This window comes from Zavarzinia compransoris, assembly GCF_003173055.1.
GTDB lineage: Bacteria > Pseudomonadota > Alphaproteobacteria > Zavarziniales > Zavarziniaceae > Zavarzinia > Zavarzinia compransoris.
This window is the reverse complement of sequence record NZ_QGLF01000001.1, coordinates 877,078-894,642: the sequence shown is the minus strand read 5'-3', so window position 1 is coordinate 894,642 and position 17,565 is coordinate 877,078. Positions and strand designations below refer to the sequence as shown.

Genomic DNA, 17,565 nt, shown 5'->3' with positions numbered 1-17,565 from the left:
GCAGATGACCGAAACCCGTCACGTCCGCGTCGGCGATCTCACCATCGGCAACGATCTGCCCTTCACCCTGATCGCCGGCCCCTGCGCCATGGAGGGGCGGGAACACGCCCTGGACATGGCGTCGGCGCTGAAGGAGATCACCGGGCGCCTCGGCATCGGGCTGATCTACAAGTCGAGCTTCGACAAGGCCAACCGCACCTCGGTGAAGTCGAACCGCGGCATCGGCCTCGATACGGCACTCGCCATCTTCGCCGAGGTGAAGGAAAAGCTGGGCCTGCCGGTGATCACCGACGTCCATCTGCCCGACCAGTGCAAGCCGGTGGCGGAAGTCGTCGACATGCTCCAGATCCCGGCCTTCCTCTGCCGTCAGACCGACCTCCTGCTCGCCGCGGGCGAGACCGGCAAGGCGATCAACGTGAAGAAGGGCCAGTTCCTGGCGCCCTGGGACATGAAGAACGTCGTCGCCAAGATCGATTCGACCGGCAATCCCAACACGCTGCTGTGCGAGCGCGGCGCTTCCTTCGGCTATAACACCCTGGTCTCGGACATGCGCTCGCTGCCGATCATGGCCGAGACCGGCTGCCCGGTGATCTTCGACGCCACCCATTCGGTGCAGCAGCCGGGCGGGCAGGGGGCGACTTCGGGCGGCGACCGCCGCTTCGTGCCGACGCTGGCCCGCGCGGCGCTGGCGATCGGTGTCGCCGGCGTCTTCATGGAAACCCACCAGGACCCGGACAGCGCACCGTCCGACGGTCCCAACATGGTCCCCCTGGCAAAGCTGGAGGGGATCCTTGCCGGCCTGGTCGACATCGATCGCCTGACCAAGGCCTATAACGCGAAACAACAGTAAGACCGACGCCCGAGGAATTTGAAATGACCGGCATTGTCGATATTCACGCCCGCGAAATCCTGGACAGCCGCGGCAACCCGACCGTCGAGGTCGACGTCCTGCTCGACTCCGGCGCCTTCGGCCGCGCGGCGGTGCCCTCGGGCGCCTCGACCGGCGCCCATGAGGCGAACGAGAAGCGCGACGGCGGCAGCCGTTACCTGGGCAAGGGCGTGCAGCAGGCGGTCGAGGCCGTGAACGGCGAGATCTTCGACGCCCTGGCCGGCCAGGACGCGGAAGACCAGCTCTCGCTCGACGCCCAGATGATCGAACTGGACGGCACCCCGAACAAGGCGCGCCTGGGCGCCAACGCCATCCTGGGCGTTTCGCTCGCGATCGCGAAGGCGGCGGCGGAAGACCAGGGCGTGCCGCTCTACCGCTATATCGGCGGCCCGACCGCGCGCGTCCTGCCGGTGCCGATGATGAACATCGTCAACGGCGGCGCCCATGCCGACAACCCGATCGACATCCAGGAATTCATGATCCAGCCGGTCGCGGCCGAGACCGTGGCCGATGCGGTGCGCATCGGCGCTGAGATCTTCCACCGCCTGAAGGCGGAGCTGAAGACCGCCGGCCATGCCACCAATGTCGGCGACGAGGGCGGCTTCGCCCCCAACCTGAACGGCACCATCGCCGCCCTCGACTTCATCATGAAGGCGATCGAAAAGGCAGGCTACAAGCCGGGCGTGGACGTCACCCTGGCCCTTGACGCCGCTTCGACCGAATTCTTCAAGGACGGCAAGTACAACCTGCACGGCGAGGGCAAGGTCCTCGATTCCGCCGGTCTCGTCGATTACTGGGCCGGCCTCGTGAACGGCTATCCCATCGTCTCGATCGAGGACGGCATGGCGGAAGACGACTGGGAAGGCTGGAAGCTGCTGACCGACAAGATCGGCAGCAAGGTCCAACTCGTCGGCGACGATCTCTTCGTCACCAACCCGAAGCGCCTGGGCGACGGCATAAAGGCCGGCGTCGGCAATGCCATCCTGGTCAAGGTCAACCAGATCGGCACCCTGTCGGAAACCCTGGAAGCGGTCGACCTGGCGCATCGCGCCGGCTACAAGGCCGTGATGTCGCACCGTTCGGGCGAGACCGAGGATGCGACCATCGCCGATCTCGCGGTCGCCACCAACTGCGGCCAGATCAAGACCGGCTCCCTGGCCCGTTCGGACCGAACCGCCAAATACAACCAGCTCATCCGCATCGAGGAAGAGCTTGGCACCATCGCCCGCTATGCCGGTCGCTCGATCCTGAAGGCCTGAACCTTGCGGTACTGAAACGGAACGGCCGGGCAGCGCTGCCCGGCCGTTTTGCTTTTATTTCAGGTGCGCTTCGAGGAAGTCGAGGGTGCGTTCGCGCGCCAGGCTGGCGGCGGCCTCGTCGTAATTGGCCCGGCGGTCGGAGTTGAAGCCGTGGTCGGCGGCATAGACGTGGATCGCCACTTCCGGGTTCTTGTCGGCCAGGAGTTCGATCTTCTCGAGCGGGATGGTCGCGTCCTTCTCGCCGAAATGCAGCATGGTCGGGCATTTCGGCGTGGCGTTCATGAAGTTGAGGATGGCCGTGCCGTAATAGCCGACGGCGCAGGACAGGCCCTGCACCCGCGCCGCCGCCAGCCAGGCCACCGCCCCGCCGTAGCAATAGCCGACGATGCCCGTGGGCAGCCGCTCCTCGCCGCGGCGAAGGTGCGAGACGCAGGCGCCGACATCCAGCATCGGCCCGTCCCAGCCCACCCGTTCGCGCAGCGCCCGGCCCCGGGCGACGCCGTCGGCGTCATAGGGCAGGTCGACGCCGCGTTCCGCGCGGTCGTAAAGCTGGGGCGCCAGGACTTCATAGCCCTCGGCGGCGAAACCGGCGGCGACATCGCGGATATGGCCGTTCACGCCGAAGATTTCCATGGCGATGACGAGGCCGGCGCGCGGCTCGTCCTCGGGACGGATGTGCCAGGCCTGGAAACGATGGCCGTCGGTCGCTTCCAGTTCGATCCATTCACCGCTCATGGCGTCCCCCGTTGTCGCTGCCCTCGCGCTTCCTGAAAAAGACTTTGCCGGTCACGCTGCATACCGTTTCGCCCGCCGCATTGACCGCACTGAAGCGCTGGATCACCAGGCCCCGGTCCGGGCGGCTGGCGGAGGGCGTCGCCGATACCACCTCGGTCCAGACATCGAGCACGTCGCCCGGCCGGCTGGGCTTCAGCCAGCGCAGGTCCTCGAACCCGGGCGAGACGATGAAGCCGGCGCCGCCCCGGTCGAGTGCTGCCTGCGACACCAGTTTCATGATTTTCGACATCGTATGCCAGCCCGAAGCGATCAGGCCGCCATAGGGCGAGCGGCGCGCCGCGTCCTCGTCGATGTGAAAGCTCTGGGGATCGAACTGGCGGGCGAAGGCGACGATCTCCTCGGCGGTGAAGGCGATCGTGCCGACATGGGTGCGGGTGCCGGGGATGAAGTCCTCCAGCCAGTCGATGCGGGTAGGGGCGATGCGGGCCGGGACGATGCGGGTAGGGGCGGTCATGCGGCACCGCCGGCGTCACGACAGCCCATCATCACCTTGCTGGTCATCTCCAGGACCACGTCGTCCTGCTGGTTCAGCAATTCATGGCGGGCGAAGACGATGCCCATCTCGGGCCGCGAGGCGGAGCGGCGCCGGTCGGTCACGGTGACGCGCACGCGCAGCACGTCGCCCGGGCGCACCGGCAGCAGGTAACGCACCTCGTCCACCCCGGGCGAGCCCATGGAGGCGGAACGCAGCATGTAACCGTCGCACATCAGGCGCATCATCATCGAACAGGAATGCAGGCCCGAGGCGATGAGGCCGCCGAAGGGCGATTCGGCCGCCGCCACCGGATCGGTATGGATCGCCTGGGGATCGAATTCGCGCGCGAAGGCGATGATTTCGGCCGCTTCCACCCGTTTTTCGCCATAGGTCGCGACGCTGCCCACGTCGAAATCCTCGAAATGGAGGAATGCCGCCATTCCCGTTCCCCTCGTCGTTGTCGCGGGGGGAATCTAGACGCCGGGGCCGGCAGGCGCAATCCTCGCGCCGTCGTCGCCGGGCACCGCGGCGCGGAGGCGGGGGCGGGCGAAATCGATGAAGGCCCGGACCCGCAGCGACATCAGGCGCTTTTGGGGATAGGCAAGGTGGATCGGTACCGCCGGCCGCTCGAAGGCGCGCAGCAGGCGGACCAGCCGGCCCGCCGCCAGATGCTCCGCGACCTGGTAGTGCAGCAGCCGGGTGCAGCCGAGCCCCTGAAGGCAGGCATCGAGTGCGGCATCGACCTGATTGGTGCCGAGCACCGGGGCGATGGGCACGACCCGCCGTTCGCCTTCGATCTCGAAGCTCCAGCCCCGGTCGCCGGCATCGAAGGCAAGGCAGCGGTGCCGGCCCAGGTCCGCCGGGACCTGCGGCTGGCCGTAACGGTCGAGGTAGCGGGGGCTGGCCACCACCACCTGCCGCGTCGCCCCGAGCGGCAGCGCGACCATCGAGGACTCCGCCAGCCCGCCGATGCGGAGCGCCAGGTCCATGCCTTCCTCCAGCAGGTCGACGACACGGTCGAGCAGCAGCAACTGCACCTGCATGTCGGGATGGGCGGCCAGGAATTCATTGACCACCGGCACGACATGGCGCCGGCCGAACATGACCGGCGCGGTGAGCGACAGGCGCCCGGCCGGCCGGTGCTGCCGCGCCGACAGCAGATGTTCGGCGTCCTCGACATCGGCCAGGATCCGGCGGCAGCGGGCGAGATAGTCCCGCCCTTCATCGGTCAGGGCGAGGCGGCGGGTGGTGCGGTTCAACAGGCGGACACCCAGCGCCGCCTCCAGGGCTGCCAGCAGGCGGACGACGCCGGTCGGCGATTGGCTCGTCGCCGCGGCGGCCGCGGTCAGGCTGCCGGCGTCGACGATCTGCACGAAGGTGGCCATGGCGCGGAACTTGTCCATGCTCGCCTCGATGGATTGCTGCGAAATCCGCGATAGTGAACTGACGAATGAGGAATTCATCGCAAGCGGAGCATAAGACAAAGTTCGTCCGGCGGCCATGGAAGGATGGGACCGGGCATGAACATGGGCATGAACACGGCTGCGGTCAGGCTGCTTGGCTATGACCATGTCGGCATCAGGGTCACGGACCGGGAACGGGCGCTCGCCTTCTACCGCCGCCTCGGCTTCGAGGAGCGCTTGCGGTTCGAGGGGCATGAGGCGAACGAAATGGTTTCGGCCGACGGGCTGCGCATCAACCTGATCTTCAACGGGGCCAGGCGCCCGGGGGCGCGCAATGTCCTGCTCGACGAGCCGGTGAAATTGCCCGGCATCACCCATCCCGCCTTCATCGTCGACGACCTCGGCCGGCTGCAGGACCTGCTGGCGGCCGAGGGGATCCGCATCACCGAGGGGCCGGAACGGATCGGCCCCCGGCGCATCGCCCTCTTCATCCGCGACCCGGACGGCAATGTGCTCGAATTCGACCAGCTCATCGAAGATGGAAAAGCCAGAGAAGCCATAGAAGACAGAGAAGACAAGGAAGGACAGACCCCATGACCGACACGATCGCCGCCGGCCGGGCGCCGGTGCTCTATGATCTCGAGCCCTCGGGCAATTGCTACAAAGTGCGGCTTTTCGCCAGCCTGGCGCAGATCCCGCTGGAGCGCCGGCCCGTCGATTTTCTTGCCGGCGACCACAAGCGCGAGCCGGTGATCGGCCTCAACCCTTGGGGGGAACTGCCGGTGCTGGTCGACGGCGACGTGGTGCTGCGCGACAGCCAGGCCATCCTCGTCTATCTCGCCCGGCGCTATGGCGGCGAAGCCTGGTGGCCGGGCGATGCCTGCCGCCAGGGCGAGGTCGTCCAATGGCTGTCGACCGCGGCCAATGAAATCCAGCACGGCCCCTGCACGGCCCGCCTGATCCGCAAATTCGGCATGGCCCTGGACGAGGCCGCCGCCCGCCGCACCGGCGACCGCATTCTGGGCCTGCTCGAAGCCCATCTGGTCCGCAGCGACTGGCTGGCCGCCAACCGCCCGACCATCGCCGACTGCGCCGTCTTCCCCTATGTCGCCCTGGCAGGCGAGGGCGGCATCGACCTCGCCCCCTATCCCTTCATCCGCGCCTGGATCGCCCGCATCGCCCAACTGCCCCACTTCCTGCCCACCGCCGGCCTCGCCCCCGCCGCATGAACCAACCGACCCCGGCGGCCCCCCGCCGCCGGGACCTCGGAAAGCCACAACGGCGCGCTGCGGTTGGACGTCAGCTGCTGGGCCGCTAAACTGCACTCGCGATGCACCTCGTCCCGGCTCGCATTGCGGTTGGACCCCGGTCACCAGACCGCTAAACTGCGACTATAACGCCGCCGCTCCCCTGGGGCGTTGCGGTTGGACCCAGTCACCAGACCGCTAAACTCAAAGCGCATGACGGCTGAAAGTGGGGCAAGTTGCGGTTGGACCCCAGTCACCAGACCGCTAAACTGGTCGTGGTCGTGATGGGCTCGCAGATGGGGTTGCGGTTGGACCCCAGTCACCAGACCGCTAAACTCTCGAGCTTTTCGGCAAAGCGCCGGACTTGGTTGCGGTTGGACCCCAGTCACCAGACCGCTAAACTGGCAACCGCCGAGGCCATGTCGAAGGCGCAGTTGCGGTTGGGCCCCAGTCACCAGACCGCTAAACTCGGCTATCGTGCAGGCATGTGCAATGAATAGTTGCGGTTGGACCCCAGTCACCAGACCGCTAAACTATCGCGCGTGGACGGGCGAAGGGCATGGCGGTTGCGGTTGGACCCCAGTCACCAGACCGCTAAACTTGCGGCCGCGACGACCGGGGTTGCCTGACCGTTGCGGTTGGACCCCAGTCACCAGACCGCTAAACTGCCGATTTTCGCGCAGCACTGGACCTTGGCGTTGCGGTTGGACCCCAGTCACCAGACCGCTAAACTCATCGCCAGTGCCGCCCGGTTCCGGGTGGCGTTGCGGTTGGACCCCAGTCACCAGACCGCTAAACTAAGCGATGCGCCACGCTCAGTCGCTGCTGGGTTGCGGTTGGACCCCAGTCACCAGACCGCTAAACTCGAGACCGGCACTGGCGGCGTTGCAGACGCGTTGCGGTTGGACCCCAGTCACCAGACCGCTAAACTCATTTCCAGGTCGCGCCATCGGCAACCTCGGTTGCGGTTGGACCCCAGTCACCAGACCGCTAAACTGAAGGACAAGGCCAGCGGCGAGTGGAAGGAGTTGCGGTTGGACCCCAGTCACCAGACCGCTAAACTGGGGGAGAGCGTCAACTAACATATTAACATGTTGCGGTTGGACCCCAGTCACCAGACCGCTAAACTGAGGGCGGGTTTCTCGCGTTCTTCAACGTAGTTGCGGTTGGACCCCAGTCACCAGACCGCTAAACTACAGGCGGTCGGCGTCTTGCCGCAGCCCAGGTTGCGGTTGGACCCCAGTCACCAGACCGCTAAACTGATGGCCACGGTCTCGCCGCGAGCCCTGTCGTTGCGGTTGGACCCCAGTCACCAGACCGCTAAACTCGTCGCGCAACCGTTCACGCAGGGCTTCGAGTTGCGGTTGGACCCCAGTCACCAGACCGCTAAACTATATGATCAAGCAAATACTTGCGCGCTTTTGTTGCGGTTGGACCCCAGTCACCAGACCGCTAAACTCGGCTGGGAAATAGGTATGGTCTACCGCACGTTGCGGTTGGACCCCAGTCACCAGACCGCTAAACTCGCAGGTTGTAGCGTTTGAAGCTCTCCAGCGTTGCGGTTGGACCCCAGTCACCAGACCGCTAAACTAAGACGAGATTGAACAAGAGAGGCGCAGGCGTTGCGGTTGGACCCCAGTCACCAGACCGCTAAACTCCGCAAAAGGTGCGCAGTACGCGCTCGTCCATTGCGGTTGGACCCCAGTCACCAGACCGCTAAACTGGTCGGATCGATATCGATGCCGACCGCGGTGTTGCGGTTGGACCCCAGTCACCAGACCGCTAAACTGCCGTCGCCTTGCGACCAGAATCCGCGCCAGTTGCGGTTGGACCCCAGTCACCAGACCGCTAAACTGACACGAAAGGCAATGTGGGCAAGCGTTCAGTTGCGGTTGGACCCCAGTCACCAGACCGCTAAACTTAGCCGAATTCGTTTTCGATGAAGCGGCGCGTTGCGGTTGGACCCCAGTCACCAGACCGCTAAACTCGCTGCCTTCACGCCCGTGGTGATCGTCTTGTTGCGGTTGGACCCCAGTCACCAGACCGCTAAACTCCCGAACCATCGGGCCACGATCAGGCCGCCGTTGCGGTTGGACCCCAGTCACCAGACCGCTAAACTCAAGGGCTTCGACGATGCGACCGACTGATTGTTGCGGTTGGACCCCAGTCACCAGACCGCTAAACTCGCCCGTCGCGCCGCGCCTCGGCCTTCTTCGTTGCGGTTGGACCCCAGTCACCAGACCGCTAAACTCGGCGCTTCGTCGATGGTATCGGCCCCGCGGTTGCGGTTGGACCCCAGTCACCAGACCGCTAAACTCCTTGACCTGGCGCCCGAAGGCGCCATAGCGTTGCGGTTGGACCCCAGTCACCAGACCGCTAAACTTCCTTGCCGGGCTTGGCGCGCCAGAAGTCCGTTGCGGTTGGACCCCAGTCACCAGACCGCTAAACTAGCCCGATTGCCGTTTCGGCGGCTAGTACGGTTGCGGTTGGACCCCAGTCACCAGACCGCTAAACTTTCAAGTCTAAAGGACGTAACTTAAAAGAAGTTGCGGTTGGACCCCAGTCACCAGACCGCTAAACTTCCTGCGCTAGGTCGACGACGGCTTCCCTGGTTGCGGTTGGACCCCAGTCACCAGACCGCTAAACTCGCCTTCAGGGCGCCGCGCTGCATGATGCCGTTGCGGTTGGACCCCAGTCACCAGACCGCTAAACTATAGGCCTTCACCGATGCGAAGGTCTCGGCGTTGCGGTTGGACCCCAGTCACCAGACCGCTAAACTTCCGCGTTTTCTGAATGGCTCGACGGCCTCGTTGCGGTTGGACCCCAGTCACCAGACCGCTAAACTGATTCCGTCAAGGTCGGCGTAGGTTGGCTCGGTTGCGGTTGGACCCCAGTCACCAGACCGCTAAACTCTCTGGCGAGCCGATGTGCGATCTTGCTTCGTTGCGGTTGGACCCCAGTCACCAGACCGCTAAACTGGCGTGAAAAAATACATGAGTGTAACCCTCGTTGCGGTTGGACCCCAGTCACCAGACCGCTAAACTATCCCCGCACTGGAACCCGCGATCGTTACGGTTGCGGTTGGACCCCAGTCACCAGACCGCTAAACTCGCCGGAGCCGTAGAACGCGGCGCCTGTTGGTTGCGGTTGGACCCCAGTCACCAGACCGCTAAACTGGGGCCCGGATGCACCCGCTGGAGCGGGCGGTTGCGGTTGGACCCCAGTCACCAGACCGCTAAACTATGGAAGCCGATCTTGCCCTGACCGGCAAGGTTGCGGTTGGACCCCAGTCACCAGACCGCTAAACTTCTGATCGTTTTCTGGCGACACGAACGGCAGTTGCGGTTGGACCCCAGTCACCAGACCGCTAAACTCTGCTGGCGGGCAAGGACATCGCGACCATGGTTGCGGTTGGACCCCAGTCACCAGACCGCTAAACTGTCGCCATTGGCGATCCGCTCCCGCTGCCGGTTGCGGTTGGACCCCAGTCACCAGACCGCTAAACTTCCGCACGCTTTGCGATCGCGCGATCCGCCGTTGCGGTTGGACCCCAGTCACCAGACCGCTAAACTGCGTCCAGGAGCGACCTGGTCGCCATCGACGTTGCGGTTGGACCCCAGTCACCAGACCGCTAAACTTGCGGCACCGGGCAGTCCTGGGTGTGCATCGTTGCGGTTGGACCCCAGTCACCAGACCGCTAAACTCCACCGCGCGCTGCTGGCCGATTATCGTAGGTTGCGGTTGGACCCCAGTCACCAGACCGCTAAACTGCGCAGGTCGCTCAGCACCTGCTGGGCCGAGTTGCGGTTGGACCCCAGTCACCAGACCGCTAAACTAAGCTGATACAGGACCAAGCCGCAGCGCTGGTTGCGGTTGGACCCCAGTCACCAGACCGCTAAACTCACGCTGATCAGGCCCTGCCGCTCGAGGTAGTTGCGGTTGGACCCCAGTCACCAGACCGCTAAACTACCGGCGGCGAGGGTCATGGCGCCCGAGGTGTTGCGGTTGGACCCCAGTCACCAGACCGCTAAACTTTAGTGGAAATACTATTGTTGATAGTTCTAGTTGCGGTTGGACCCCAGTCACCAGACCGCTAAACTCTTCCCCCCCACCGTTTCGCCGGCGGCGGTGTTGCGGTTGGACCCCAGTCACCAGACCGCTAAACTATTGATTGCCAGCTACGAAACCATCGGCTGGTTGCGGTTGGACCCCAGTCACCAGACCGCTAAACTTCGCGCTTGGCTTTCTCGATCGCGCGGCTTGTTGCGGTTGGACCCCAGTCACCAGACCGCTAAACTGCAGCGTGATCCGCTTCGGCGATTACGGCGGTTGCGGTTGGACCCCAGTCACCAGACCGCTAAACTCGTCGACGGCAACGACTCCTATTGGGGTTTGTTGCGGTTGGACCCCAGTCACCAGACCGCTAAACTCAACCGGGGCTCGACGAAAAGGGGCGGCTGGTTGCGGTTGGACCCCAGTCACCAGACCGCTAAACTAACATGGCAAATGAACAGTTCGAGAGCGTTGTTGCGGTTGGACCCCAGTCACCAGACCGCTAAACTATTTCGCCGCCGCCGAGGGCTTCCGTATCCGTTGCGGTTGGACCCCAGTCACCAGACCGCTAAACTTCCCGCTAGCGTACTTCGAGTTACGTAACGGTTGCGGTTGGACCCCAGTCACCAGACCGCTAAACTTTCAGCTCGGACAGCTTGTCGGCCTTGCGTGTTGCGGTTGGACCCCAGTCACCAGACCGCTAAACTGCTACCACCAATCCATCGTCCCCCAGGTTGGTTGCGGTTGGACCCCAGTCACCAGACCGCTAAACTTGAAGCCACGCGCGGCGATCTGCGCGGCCTGTTGCGGTTGGACCCCAGTCACCAGACCGCTAAACTGTGCTCGCCAATGCCTCCGACATCTATTTCGTTGCGGTTGGACCCCAGTCACCAGACCGCTAAACTGATCTGGTCGGTGACGAGGGGTCGGTTTATGTTGCGGTTGGACCCCAGTCACCAGACCGCTAAACTCCCGGCCTGGCGCGTGAAGCGCCGGTCTAGGTTGCGGTTGGACCCCAGTCACCAGACCGCTAAACTGCGCCAGCGCAGAGGCCCGGGCGGCTTCGGGTTGCGGTTGGACCCCAGTCACCAGACCGCTAAACTCTGCCGATCTGGGCGCCGTTGCCGCTGCTGGTTGCGGTTGGACCCCAGTCACCAGACCGCTAAACTCGGTCAGAAGGGCAAGTAATCCACCCATGGGTTGCGGTTGGACCCCAGTCACCAGACCGCTAAACTGCGATATGAACTAAGGCCCTGATTTCAGGGCCTTTTTTCTTTCTGGAGGGAGGCGGGGGCCGGGCCGTGGCGGGGCTAGAACAGGACAAGTTGATTCGGGTTTTTCGGGCCTGGTTCACGTTTTCTTCCCCGGTAGGTGCGGATCATCTCATATTGTTTGTCGGTGATCTGGACGACGTGGACCTTGCCGCTCTTCGGCATCAGGGCTTCGATCTGGCGGCACAGGGCTTCGGCCTTTTCCTTGCCGGCGGCAAAGCGAAGATAGACCGAGAATTGCGACATTTCGAAGCCGAGGTCCTGGAGGCCCAGGCGGAACCGGGTGGCGGCCCGGCGTTCGGCTTTCGTGCCCACGGGCAGGTCGAAGAGGACGATCAGCCACATGATGCGATAGGCGCTGAGGGCCGGGCTTTGGTCCACATCAGCCCTCCAGCGGCAAGCGGGGCAGGGGCAGGGCGAGATCCTCGCCCTCGCCGGCATGCGCCCGGGCCAGCGAGGCGACGAGGCGTTCGGCGCAGGTCATCACCGGGCTCAGGCCCTGGGCGGTCGGCAGGTCGAGGACCATGGCCCGGGCCAGCGCCGTCTTGGCCGCGGTATCGACACCTGCCGCACCCTCGCGCACCAGGCGCCAGACTTCGAGGTCAACGGCCGGGCGGAAGGGTTCCATCAAGTCGTCGACCAGCACCATGGGATTGCCGCGATTGGCATGCATCAGGCCGATGCCGGGGTGGAGCCCGCCGGCCATCACCGCCCGGGCGACGCCGGCGCGCAGCACGGCATAGCCGTAGTTGAGCAGCCCGTTGATGCCGGGATCGTCCCGGTCGCGGCGGAATTCGGGCCCGAACAGCAGGGGCCAGTAGCGCCGCGCCGCCTCGGCCTCCACATTGTCCGGGTCGCCGGACCGGACCTTGCGCGACAGCAGCTGAAACCCGGCATGGCGGGCGCCCACCGCGGCAAGGGTGGCCCCTTGCGCCAGGATCTTGGCCCGGACGATCTGTGCCCACAGGCGTTTCTTCAAGGGGGTGCTGGCGGCGATCTGGTCGGCCATGCGGCCCGATTGCTGGTGATGGCCGTCGACCGGCCAGACGATCGCTTCCGGCCTGTGGTTCGGGCCGCACAGCACGACCGGAATGCCCCGGCGCGACAATTCGACCAGGACATTGTTGGTGAAGGTGAGGCCGTGGGCATTGGTCACCAGGGCGGCGATACCGTCGACGGCCACGCGGCCGACTTCCGCGCCCCCGTCCGAGACGACGAGGAAGCCGCGGTTCAGGGCGACGTGGCGGCCGTCCGTCGCGATATCGATCACGCGCCCGACCATCGCCCGCGCCCCTTGACGTTACAGGCGCTTCAGGGCATCGGCGGGGTCCAGCCGCCAGACCGTGCCCAGTTCATCCACCCGGACCTTTTGCGCCCCCATGGCCTTCAGGGTCGAATAGCTGGCCATCAGCCATTCGAAGGGGTCGTCCTCGGCGTCGTGGCGCTTGTCCAGGCTGCCCGCCTCGCAATGCAGGGCCAGCTTGAAGCGATTCGCCGCCGCGTCCAGGCGGCGGACGATCATGATGCAGTCCCGGCCCTTCCAGTTCAGCCGCAAAAGGTCACCCTTGAACACCCGCATGACGAAGCTCGCGTCCGGCCACTGGCGCCAGGCCGGCTGGTTCGAGGGCGTGTTGGCACTGAAGACGGAGGTCGCCTCGCCGATCCATTTGCCGTCCGCCGTCTCGATGATGTCGATGAAGGCATTGTCGCCGGCGGCATAGGCCTTGTAGGCCGGCCCGCCGCCGTCCGGGGCGATGGCGACCAGGAATTCAGCCTTTTCCTTCTTCAGAATACGGACGCGCCTGATGCCGTTGGCGATATGGGGATCCTTGACCATGCGGGCGAAGTCGCCGAGGGCGTCGGCGAGCTTCTGCCCGCTTGGCTTCGCCTCGGCCCAATGAGCGGCGACCAGATCGCGCAGGCGGCGGTCGCGGATCCGGGGCAGTTCCGCCTCCGTCAGCGCCTCGAACGTCTTGCGGTAGACGAGGTTCATGCCGTCCTCGGCCGCGGGATCGCGGACGAGGCCATAGGCGGTTTCCTCGTGCAGCCGGCCCGAGGTGGCGTTGCCGGTCCGCTGGCCAGCCTGGGCGCCGTGGTCCGCCTTGTGGGAGACGGTCATCCGGTCGCGCCAGGCGCTCAGGCTGTCGTGCAGGTCGGGCAAGGGCAGGGGCACGACGATGCGGTCGCGCTCCTCGTCATAGGTGCTGGCCATCAGGAGCAGCAGGCGCCGGCTGGTCAGGGCGGCGACCAGGGCATCGATCGCGTGATGGCGGTGGTCCAGCCGGCTCTTGCTGTCGCCGTAATTGTTGGGCAGCAGGCCGTTCAGGCCCCATTTGGCCCGCAGCAGGGCGGTCAGCCGGCCGGGAATGACCCAGACCTGATTGGCCGGGGTGACCGCGCTCAGGTAATCCTTGGCCATGCGCGCCAGCCAGCCGGTCTCGTTCAGCTGGCGGGCGAGGAAGCCCTCCTCGTCGCCGAAACGTTCCAAGGCATCGGGGGCGAAGCGCCAGCGCTTGTTCTTCGGCAATTGCGCGGCGCGGGCGGCGATGCCCGGCCAGTCGTAGCGCGGATCGTTGTGGAAAGCCTGCCAGGGCGTGCGATTGCCCTTGTCCCGGTTGGCCCGGCGCAGCGCCACCGTCTTGTTCGCCGCACTGTCGTCGAAAGAAATGGAGAAGGGGATCAGGTGTTCGATCTCCACCTCTCCGTTCTCGGAAAACAGCCGTCGAAGCCCGATTTTCTCGGGCGTGAACGGGCAGTCCCGCTCAATGCTGTCGCGCGGCGAAAGCTCTTCCCAAAGGCGCAGTTTCAGCAGGTTGCGGGCATTGACGGCGACGCCCAGCTCGGCCAACTTCTCGCGGCGGGCATCGTTCCGGCGCTGGTTGGCGGCCTGTTCCTTCTCGACCTCGGCCAATTGCCGGGGCGAGAGCTTGAAGTCGCGGGTCATTTCGACCACCACCTGGGCCGGCGGGCCATAGCGGTCGATCAGAGCATTGACGATGCGGCGCACCTGGCCGAGGCCGATATGGACGGTCGGGTTGGGCAGGCGACCGAACCGCTTTTCAGGCGTGTCCCAGGGATCGCCGGTGCCGACCACATCGTCCTGCAGCCATTGGCCGTAATAGGGCAGGCGGGGCAGCAGATCGCCCCGGTCCTTGACCGAATGGGATTTGCCCAGCCCCTCGACGCAAGCCTCGTCATAGCTGAGGCCGCCGGCCATCAGGGGCACGAGGATCTTCAAGGCGCGCAGGCCGAGGCGGCCATAGCCATCGGGCAGGGCGGTGCCGGCGGCGGCTGCTGCAACGCTGCGGGAGGCGCCGGCCTCGGTCACCAGCCAGTCGATCAGGGTGGGTTCGTCTTCCTCGTTCAGCAGGCGGTCGACGATCGCCCATTGCTTCGCAGGCGGGAAATGGCGCCAGTCCTTGCCGAAGATTTTCTTGGCCGCCAGCCGTTCCGCCGTCTCGTCGCCCTTCAGCCGGTCGCGCTTTTCGCTTTCGAGGTTGAAGCGCGCCTCGGCGGGCAGTTTCAACAGGGCACGCATCTTGTCGAAGGACAGGCTGTTGGCGGCAAGCAAGGCCTTGCCGACCAACTCCCCCTCTTCGGGCATCAGGCGGCGCTGGGGGGTGCCGGCCATCTCGATGCGGAGGTTGCGCACCTCCTGCCAGACGCGGAAGTGTTGGGCCAGGGGATGGGCGCGGGGCGCGCGGTAGCCTTCGAGGTCGTCCTTGTCGCGCGCGGGCAGCAGGGCACATTTGCCCGGCGGCGGGCTGCGCAGCGGGCGCTGATAGAAGATGATGCGGGCCAGCGCCGCCTGCACGGCGGCGGTGAGTTCGGGGTGGTGGGCGGCCTGGGCCGCCCACAGCGTGTCGAACTCCACCTCGATCAGGTCGCGGGTCGGGTAGAAATCATAGGAGGCCTTGGCCCGTCCATCGCCATCAAGGCCACCGGCCAGATCGTCGCGGGTCGGGGAGGCTTTGGCCCCCGCGCCTTTCAGGCGGACGCGCACCGTCTCCCCCTTAAGGCGGCGGTGATGCAGGAATTCGCCGAGCGTGCGGGCCTTTTCCTCGGCCATGGCCGCTTTCAGCCGGGTTGCCGCCTGCTTGATCAGGCCGGCCTCGCCGTCACCCTTTTCCGATTTGCGGTTGGACTTGAAACCGCGCCGCTGATCCAGGTGAAAGATCACCCGGCCGAAATGATGCAGAGGCAGGGGGCCATCCAGGCCCGCGACACGCAGGTCATAGGGATCGAGCGCCTCCAGCGCCTTCCGCCCGCCTTCATCCGCCGGCATCAGGCCATAATCGACCAGGGCTTGCAGCAGCGCCGCCCGGCGCCGGACATAGCGATCCCGCCGCCGCCGCATGCCCCGCGCGACCCGCCGCGCCACCGCACTGGACTTCCGCGATTTCGCCTCGCGCCCGTCATGGAAGATACGCACCCCACCGGGGCCGAGCGCCTTCGGATTGCCCCGCCCGTCGAGCCAGACCAGGAACCAGCCGAGGGAGGTAGACCCAAGGTCAAGACCGAGACGATAGGGCCGTCGCACCTGAGGCATACGCTTCTTCCTGGTTGTGATTTTGAAACGATAGGCCGCTCAGGATGAGACTTGACAGAGACACTTCCAAGTGGAAAAATTCATACACTGACGATTAGCGGTTAGGAAAATCACAAGATACGTTTAGCGGTCTGGTGACTGGGGTTCTGATCGTTAACACGCTGAAACATGCAAAAAATGGCGACAGGCTGCGGCCTGTCGCCTTCTTTGTTTGTGAGCTTAACTCACAGCAGCACCCGCTGGACTCTTCCGAGTCAACAAGGTAGGGTTATTGTGGATGGGGCCCCATAAATGGGGCGGTTGGTTATATTGTGACGATATGCCACATCGCCGACTCTTTTCCAACAGAGTGAAAGGAGTGTGAGCGTCACTTCCAAATCGATCGCTCACACTCCACCCTGAATTCATTCTCATTACTTTACGAGTGAGTCAAGGGGTATTTTTTGGCACGACACCTTTTCCAGTTTGTTCAGCTAACCTAGTTGCCGATTTCGGTGAATTTTTTTAGCCTTTCTCAGCATATCGTCGGCGAGAGTGGTTGGCAATGTAGGGTTTCCTGCGAGAGCAATTGCATGGGGGATTTTATTAAAAACTCCTCATAAAATTTTCGAAATCTAGAATTCGTAAATATTATTTTTTAGAAATATTTCTTTCCATGTAAATCTCTATCAGCTTACTTCTTACTCCGATTAAAAATCGGCGCTAGGGTAGCTGAGTTGCAGACGGCTTTGCTAATTGGGCCCTCTGCTAACAAGCCGAAAGGCGTCAAATGGGCGACAGGCTGCGGCCTGTCGCCCTTCTTGTTTTGCGGCTTTCCATGCCGATCGGGCTTGATTGCGAGGTGAGAAGGGAAGGAAGTATCCTTAGTCACCTTTAAGAGAGAGCCTATGCGCGACCTCGACCCCGTAACCGAGCATGCCGTGCGGCGCTTTGCGAGCTTGCTGCACGACCGCTATGAACCACTGGATGTCATCGTCTATGGCAGCCGTGCGCGGGGCACGCATCGGCCGGATAGTGATGCCGATGTCGCGGTGATCCTGGGCGGGGATCCTCAGCGCTTTGTCGCGACGAAGCTGGACATGTCGGATATTGCTTACGACATCCTGCTTGAAACGGGTGTCAATATTTCGCCCTTGCCCATATGGCTGAATGAATGGGCCCGCCCTGAGGATTACTCCAATCCTCAACTGCTCGAAAATATCGCCAGGGAAGGCGTGCGCCTGTGACGGCCGGCCCCGATGCCATGCGCCTGATGGATAAGGCTGTTCAGGCGTGCAGTTCCGCTCGCTTGCTGCTGAATCACGGTGATCGGGATGGCGCTTGCAATCGCGCTTATTATGCCATGTTTGACGCGGGATGCGCCGTTCTGGCCAAATTTCTCCCTCATGAAAAACATGGAAAATCTCACGCTGGCGTAATCAATGCATTCAGCCTGCATTTCGTGAAGACTGGCCTGGTCGGCAAGGATCTTGGAAGATCTTTGAAGAGGGCCGAGGAAATGAGATTGATTGCCGATTATCGAGGGGGCGTTCTTGATTCCAAGGATGTCGAAATAATTATTGATCGCGCCGAATATTTTATAGAGACGTTGAGGGGCAATTTTTTTCTGGAATAAACGCCTCTC

The 17,565-nt window shown here is 64.0% G+C and carries 13 protein-coding genes and 1 CRISPR repeat array; of the genes, 6 read left to right on the top strand and 7 right to left on the bottom strand.

Features of this window, described 5'->3' with window-relative positions; translation table 11 throughout:
- Positions 1 to 4 precede the first annotated feature (4 nt).
- Complete coding sequence (kdsA, locus tag DKG75_RS04430) at positions 5 to 850, top strand: 3-deoxy-8-phosphooctulonate synthase (protein ID WP_109919842.1); 846 nt, start codon at positions 5 to 7, stop codon at positions 848 to 850.
- Between the two features lie 23 nt (positions 851 to 873).
- Positions 874 to 2,148, top strand: a complete 1,275-nt coding sequence (gene eno, locus DKG75_RS04425) for a phosphopyruvate hydratase (protein ID WP_109919841.1) — start codon at positions 874 to 876, stop codon at positions 2,146 to 2,148.
- Positions 2,149 to 2,202: 54 nt separating this feature from the next.
- Here eno and DKG75_RS04420 read toward each other — a convergent pair whose 3' ends face one another.
- From DKG75_RS04420 to DKG75_RS04405, 4 genes are read right to left on the bottom strand one after another with little or no spacing between them, the layout of a single operon-like run.
- On the bottom strand, positions 2,203 to 2,883 hold the full coding sequence (locus tag DKG75_RS04420; RefSeq protein WP_109919840.1) for a dienelactone hydrolase family protein: 681 nt from the start codon (positions 2,881 to 2,883) through the stop codon (positions 2,203 to 2,205).
- Positions 2,873 to 3,397 carry a MaoC family dehydratase gene (locus tag DKG75_RS04415; RefSeq protein ID WP_109919839.1) on the bottom strand — a complete coding sequence of 175 codons (525 nt, stop codon included), beginning with the start codon at positions 3,395 to 3,397 and terminating at the stop codon, positions 2,873 to 2,875. The genes DKG75_RS04420 and DKG75_RS04415 overlap by 11 nt, the downstream gene beginning before the upstream one ends.
- Positions 3,394 to 3,858 (bottom strand): MaoC family dehydratase, encoded by a 465-nt coding sequence (locus DKG75_RS04410; protein WP_109919838.1) that lies wholly within the window; start codon positions 3,856 to 3,858, stop codon positions 3,394 to 3,396. Before DKG75_RS04410 ends, DKG75_RS04415 begins: the two co-directional genes overlap by 4 nt.
- A 33-nt stretch (positions 3,859 to 3,891) precedes the next feature.
- On the bottom strand, positions 3,892 to 4,821 hold the full coding sequence (locus DKG75_RS04405; protein ID WP_109919837.1) for a LysR substrate-binding domain-containing protein: 930 nt from the start codon (positions 4,819 to 4,821) through the stop codon (positions 3,892 to 3,894).
- Positions 4,822 to 4,938: 117 nt separating this feature from the next.
- On the opposite strand from DKG75_RS04405, the gene DKG75_RS04400 reads away from it, so the two are divergent.
- Positions 4,939 to 5,418 (top strand): VOC family protein, encoded by a 480-nt coding sequence (locus tag DKG75_RS04400; RefSeq protein ID WP_243746440.1) that lies wholly within the window; start codon positions 4,939 to 4,941, stop codon positions 5,416 to 5,418.
- The gene (locus tag DKG75_RS04395) at positions 5,415 to 6,050 is read left to right on the top strand and encodes a glutathione S-transferase family protein (RefSeq protein WP_109919836.1); all 636 of its coding nucleotides are present in this window, start codon (positions 5,415 to 5,417) and stop codon (positions 6,048 to 6,050) included. Before DKG75_RS04400 ends, DKG75_RS04395 begins: the two co-directional genes overlap by 4 nt.
- A 253-nt stretch (positions 6,051 to 6,303) precedes the next feature.
- Positions 6,304 to 11,356: direct repeats of the CRISPR family, unit length 36 nt; unit sequence GTTGCGGTTGGACCCCAGTCACCAGACCGCTAAACT.
- Between the two features lie 75 nt (positions 11,357 to 11,431).
- On the opposite strand, the gene cas2 is transcribed toward DKG75_RS04395, so the two are convergent.
- The 3 genes from cas2 to cas9 are packed head-to-tail and all read right to left on the bottom strand — an operon-like array spanning position 11,432 to position 15,941.
- Entirely contained in the window at positions 11,432 to 11,773 is a 342-nt protein-coding gene (cas2, locus tag DKG75_RS04390) for a CRISPR-associated endonuclease Cas2 (protein WP_243746439.1), read from the bottom strand.
- A gap of 1 nt (position 11,774) precedes the next feature.
- A complete protein-coding gene (cas1, locus tag DKG75_RS04385; RefSeq protein ID WP_109919835.1) occupies positions 11,775 to 12,674 on the bottom strand; it encodes a type II CRISPR-associated endonuclease Cas1 in 900 nt (299 codons plus the stop codon).
- 18 nt (positions 12,675 to 12,692) lie between these two features.
- Positions 12,693 to 15,941, bottom strand: coding sequence for a type II CRISPR RNA-guided endonuclease Cas9 (gene cas9, locus DKG75_RS04380; protein ID WP_133636766.1), 3,249 nt, complete (start codon positions 15,939 to 15,941; stop codon positions 12,693 to 12,695).
- Positions 15,942 to 16,828: 887 nt separating this feature from the next.
- Here cas9 and DKG75_RS04375 point away from each other — a divergent pair.
- Together DKG75_RS04375 and DKG75_RS04370 are read left to right on the top strand one after the other, a co-directional pair.
- Positions 16,829 to 17,167, top strand: a complete 339-nt coding sequence (locus DKG75_RS04375; protein WP_109919833.1) for a nucleotidyltransferase domain-containing protein — start codon at positions 16,829 to 16,831, stop codon at positions 17,165 to 17,167.
- Complete coding sequence (locus tag DKG75_RS04370; RefSeq protein WP_208111939.1) at positions 17,164 to 17,556, top strand: HEPN domain-containing protein; 393 nt, start codon at positions 17,164 to 17,166, stop codon at positions 17,554 to 17,556. The genes DKG75_RS04375 and DKG75_RS04370 overlap by 4 nt, the downstream gene beginning before the upstream one ends.
- The last annotated feature ends 9 nt before the right edge of the window (positions 17,557 to 17,565 follow it).

Excerpts from the sequence above, each read along its gene's own strand:
- DKG75_RS04405 (WP_109919837.1), bottom strand. The coding sequence starts at position 4,821 with ATGGACAAGTTCCGCGCCATGGCCACCTTCGTGCAGATCGTCGACGCC.
- cas1 (WP_109919835.1), bottom strand. The coding sequence starts at position 12,674 with ATGGTCGGGCGCGTGATCGATATCGCGACGGACGGCCGCCACGTCGCC.
- kdsA (WP_109919842.1), top strand. The coding sequence starts at position 5 with ATGACCGAAACCCGTCACGTCCGCGTCGGCGATCTCACCATCGGCAAC.
- DKG75_RS04410 (WP_109919838.1), bottom strand. The coding sequence starts at position 3,858 with ATGGCGGCATTCCTCCATTTCGAGGATTTCGACGTGGGCAGCGTCGCG.
- DKG75_RS04415 (WP_109919839.1), bottom strand. The coding sequence starts at position 3,397 with ATGACCGCCCCTACCCGCATCGTCCCGGCCCGCATCGCCCCTACCCGC.
- DKG75_RS04400 (WP_243746440.1), top strand. The coding sequence starts at position 4,939 with ATGAACATGGGCATGAACACGGCTGCGGTCAGGCTGCTTGGCTATGAC.
- cas9 (WP_133636766.1), bottom strand. The coding sequence starts at position 15,941 with ATGCCTCAGGTGCGACGGCCCTATCGTCTCGGTCTTGACCTTGGGTCT.
- DKG75_RS04375 (WP_109919833.1), top strand. The coding sequence starts at position 16,829 with ATGCGCGACCTCGACCCCGTAACCGAGCATGCCGTGCGGCGCTTTGCG.
- DKG75_RS04395 (WP_109919836.1), top strand. The coding sequence starts at position 5,415 with ATGACCGACACGATCGCCGCCGGCCGGGCGCCGGTGCTCTATGATCTC.
- eno (WP_109919841.1), top strand. The coding sequence starts at position 874 with ATGACCGGCATTGTCGATATTCACGCCCGCGAAATCCTGGACAGCCGC.
- DKG75_RS04420 (WP_109919840.1), bottom strand. The coding sequence starts at position 2,883 with ATGAGCGGTGAATGGATCGAACTGGAAGCGACCGACGGCCATCGTTTC.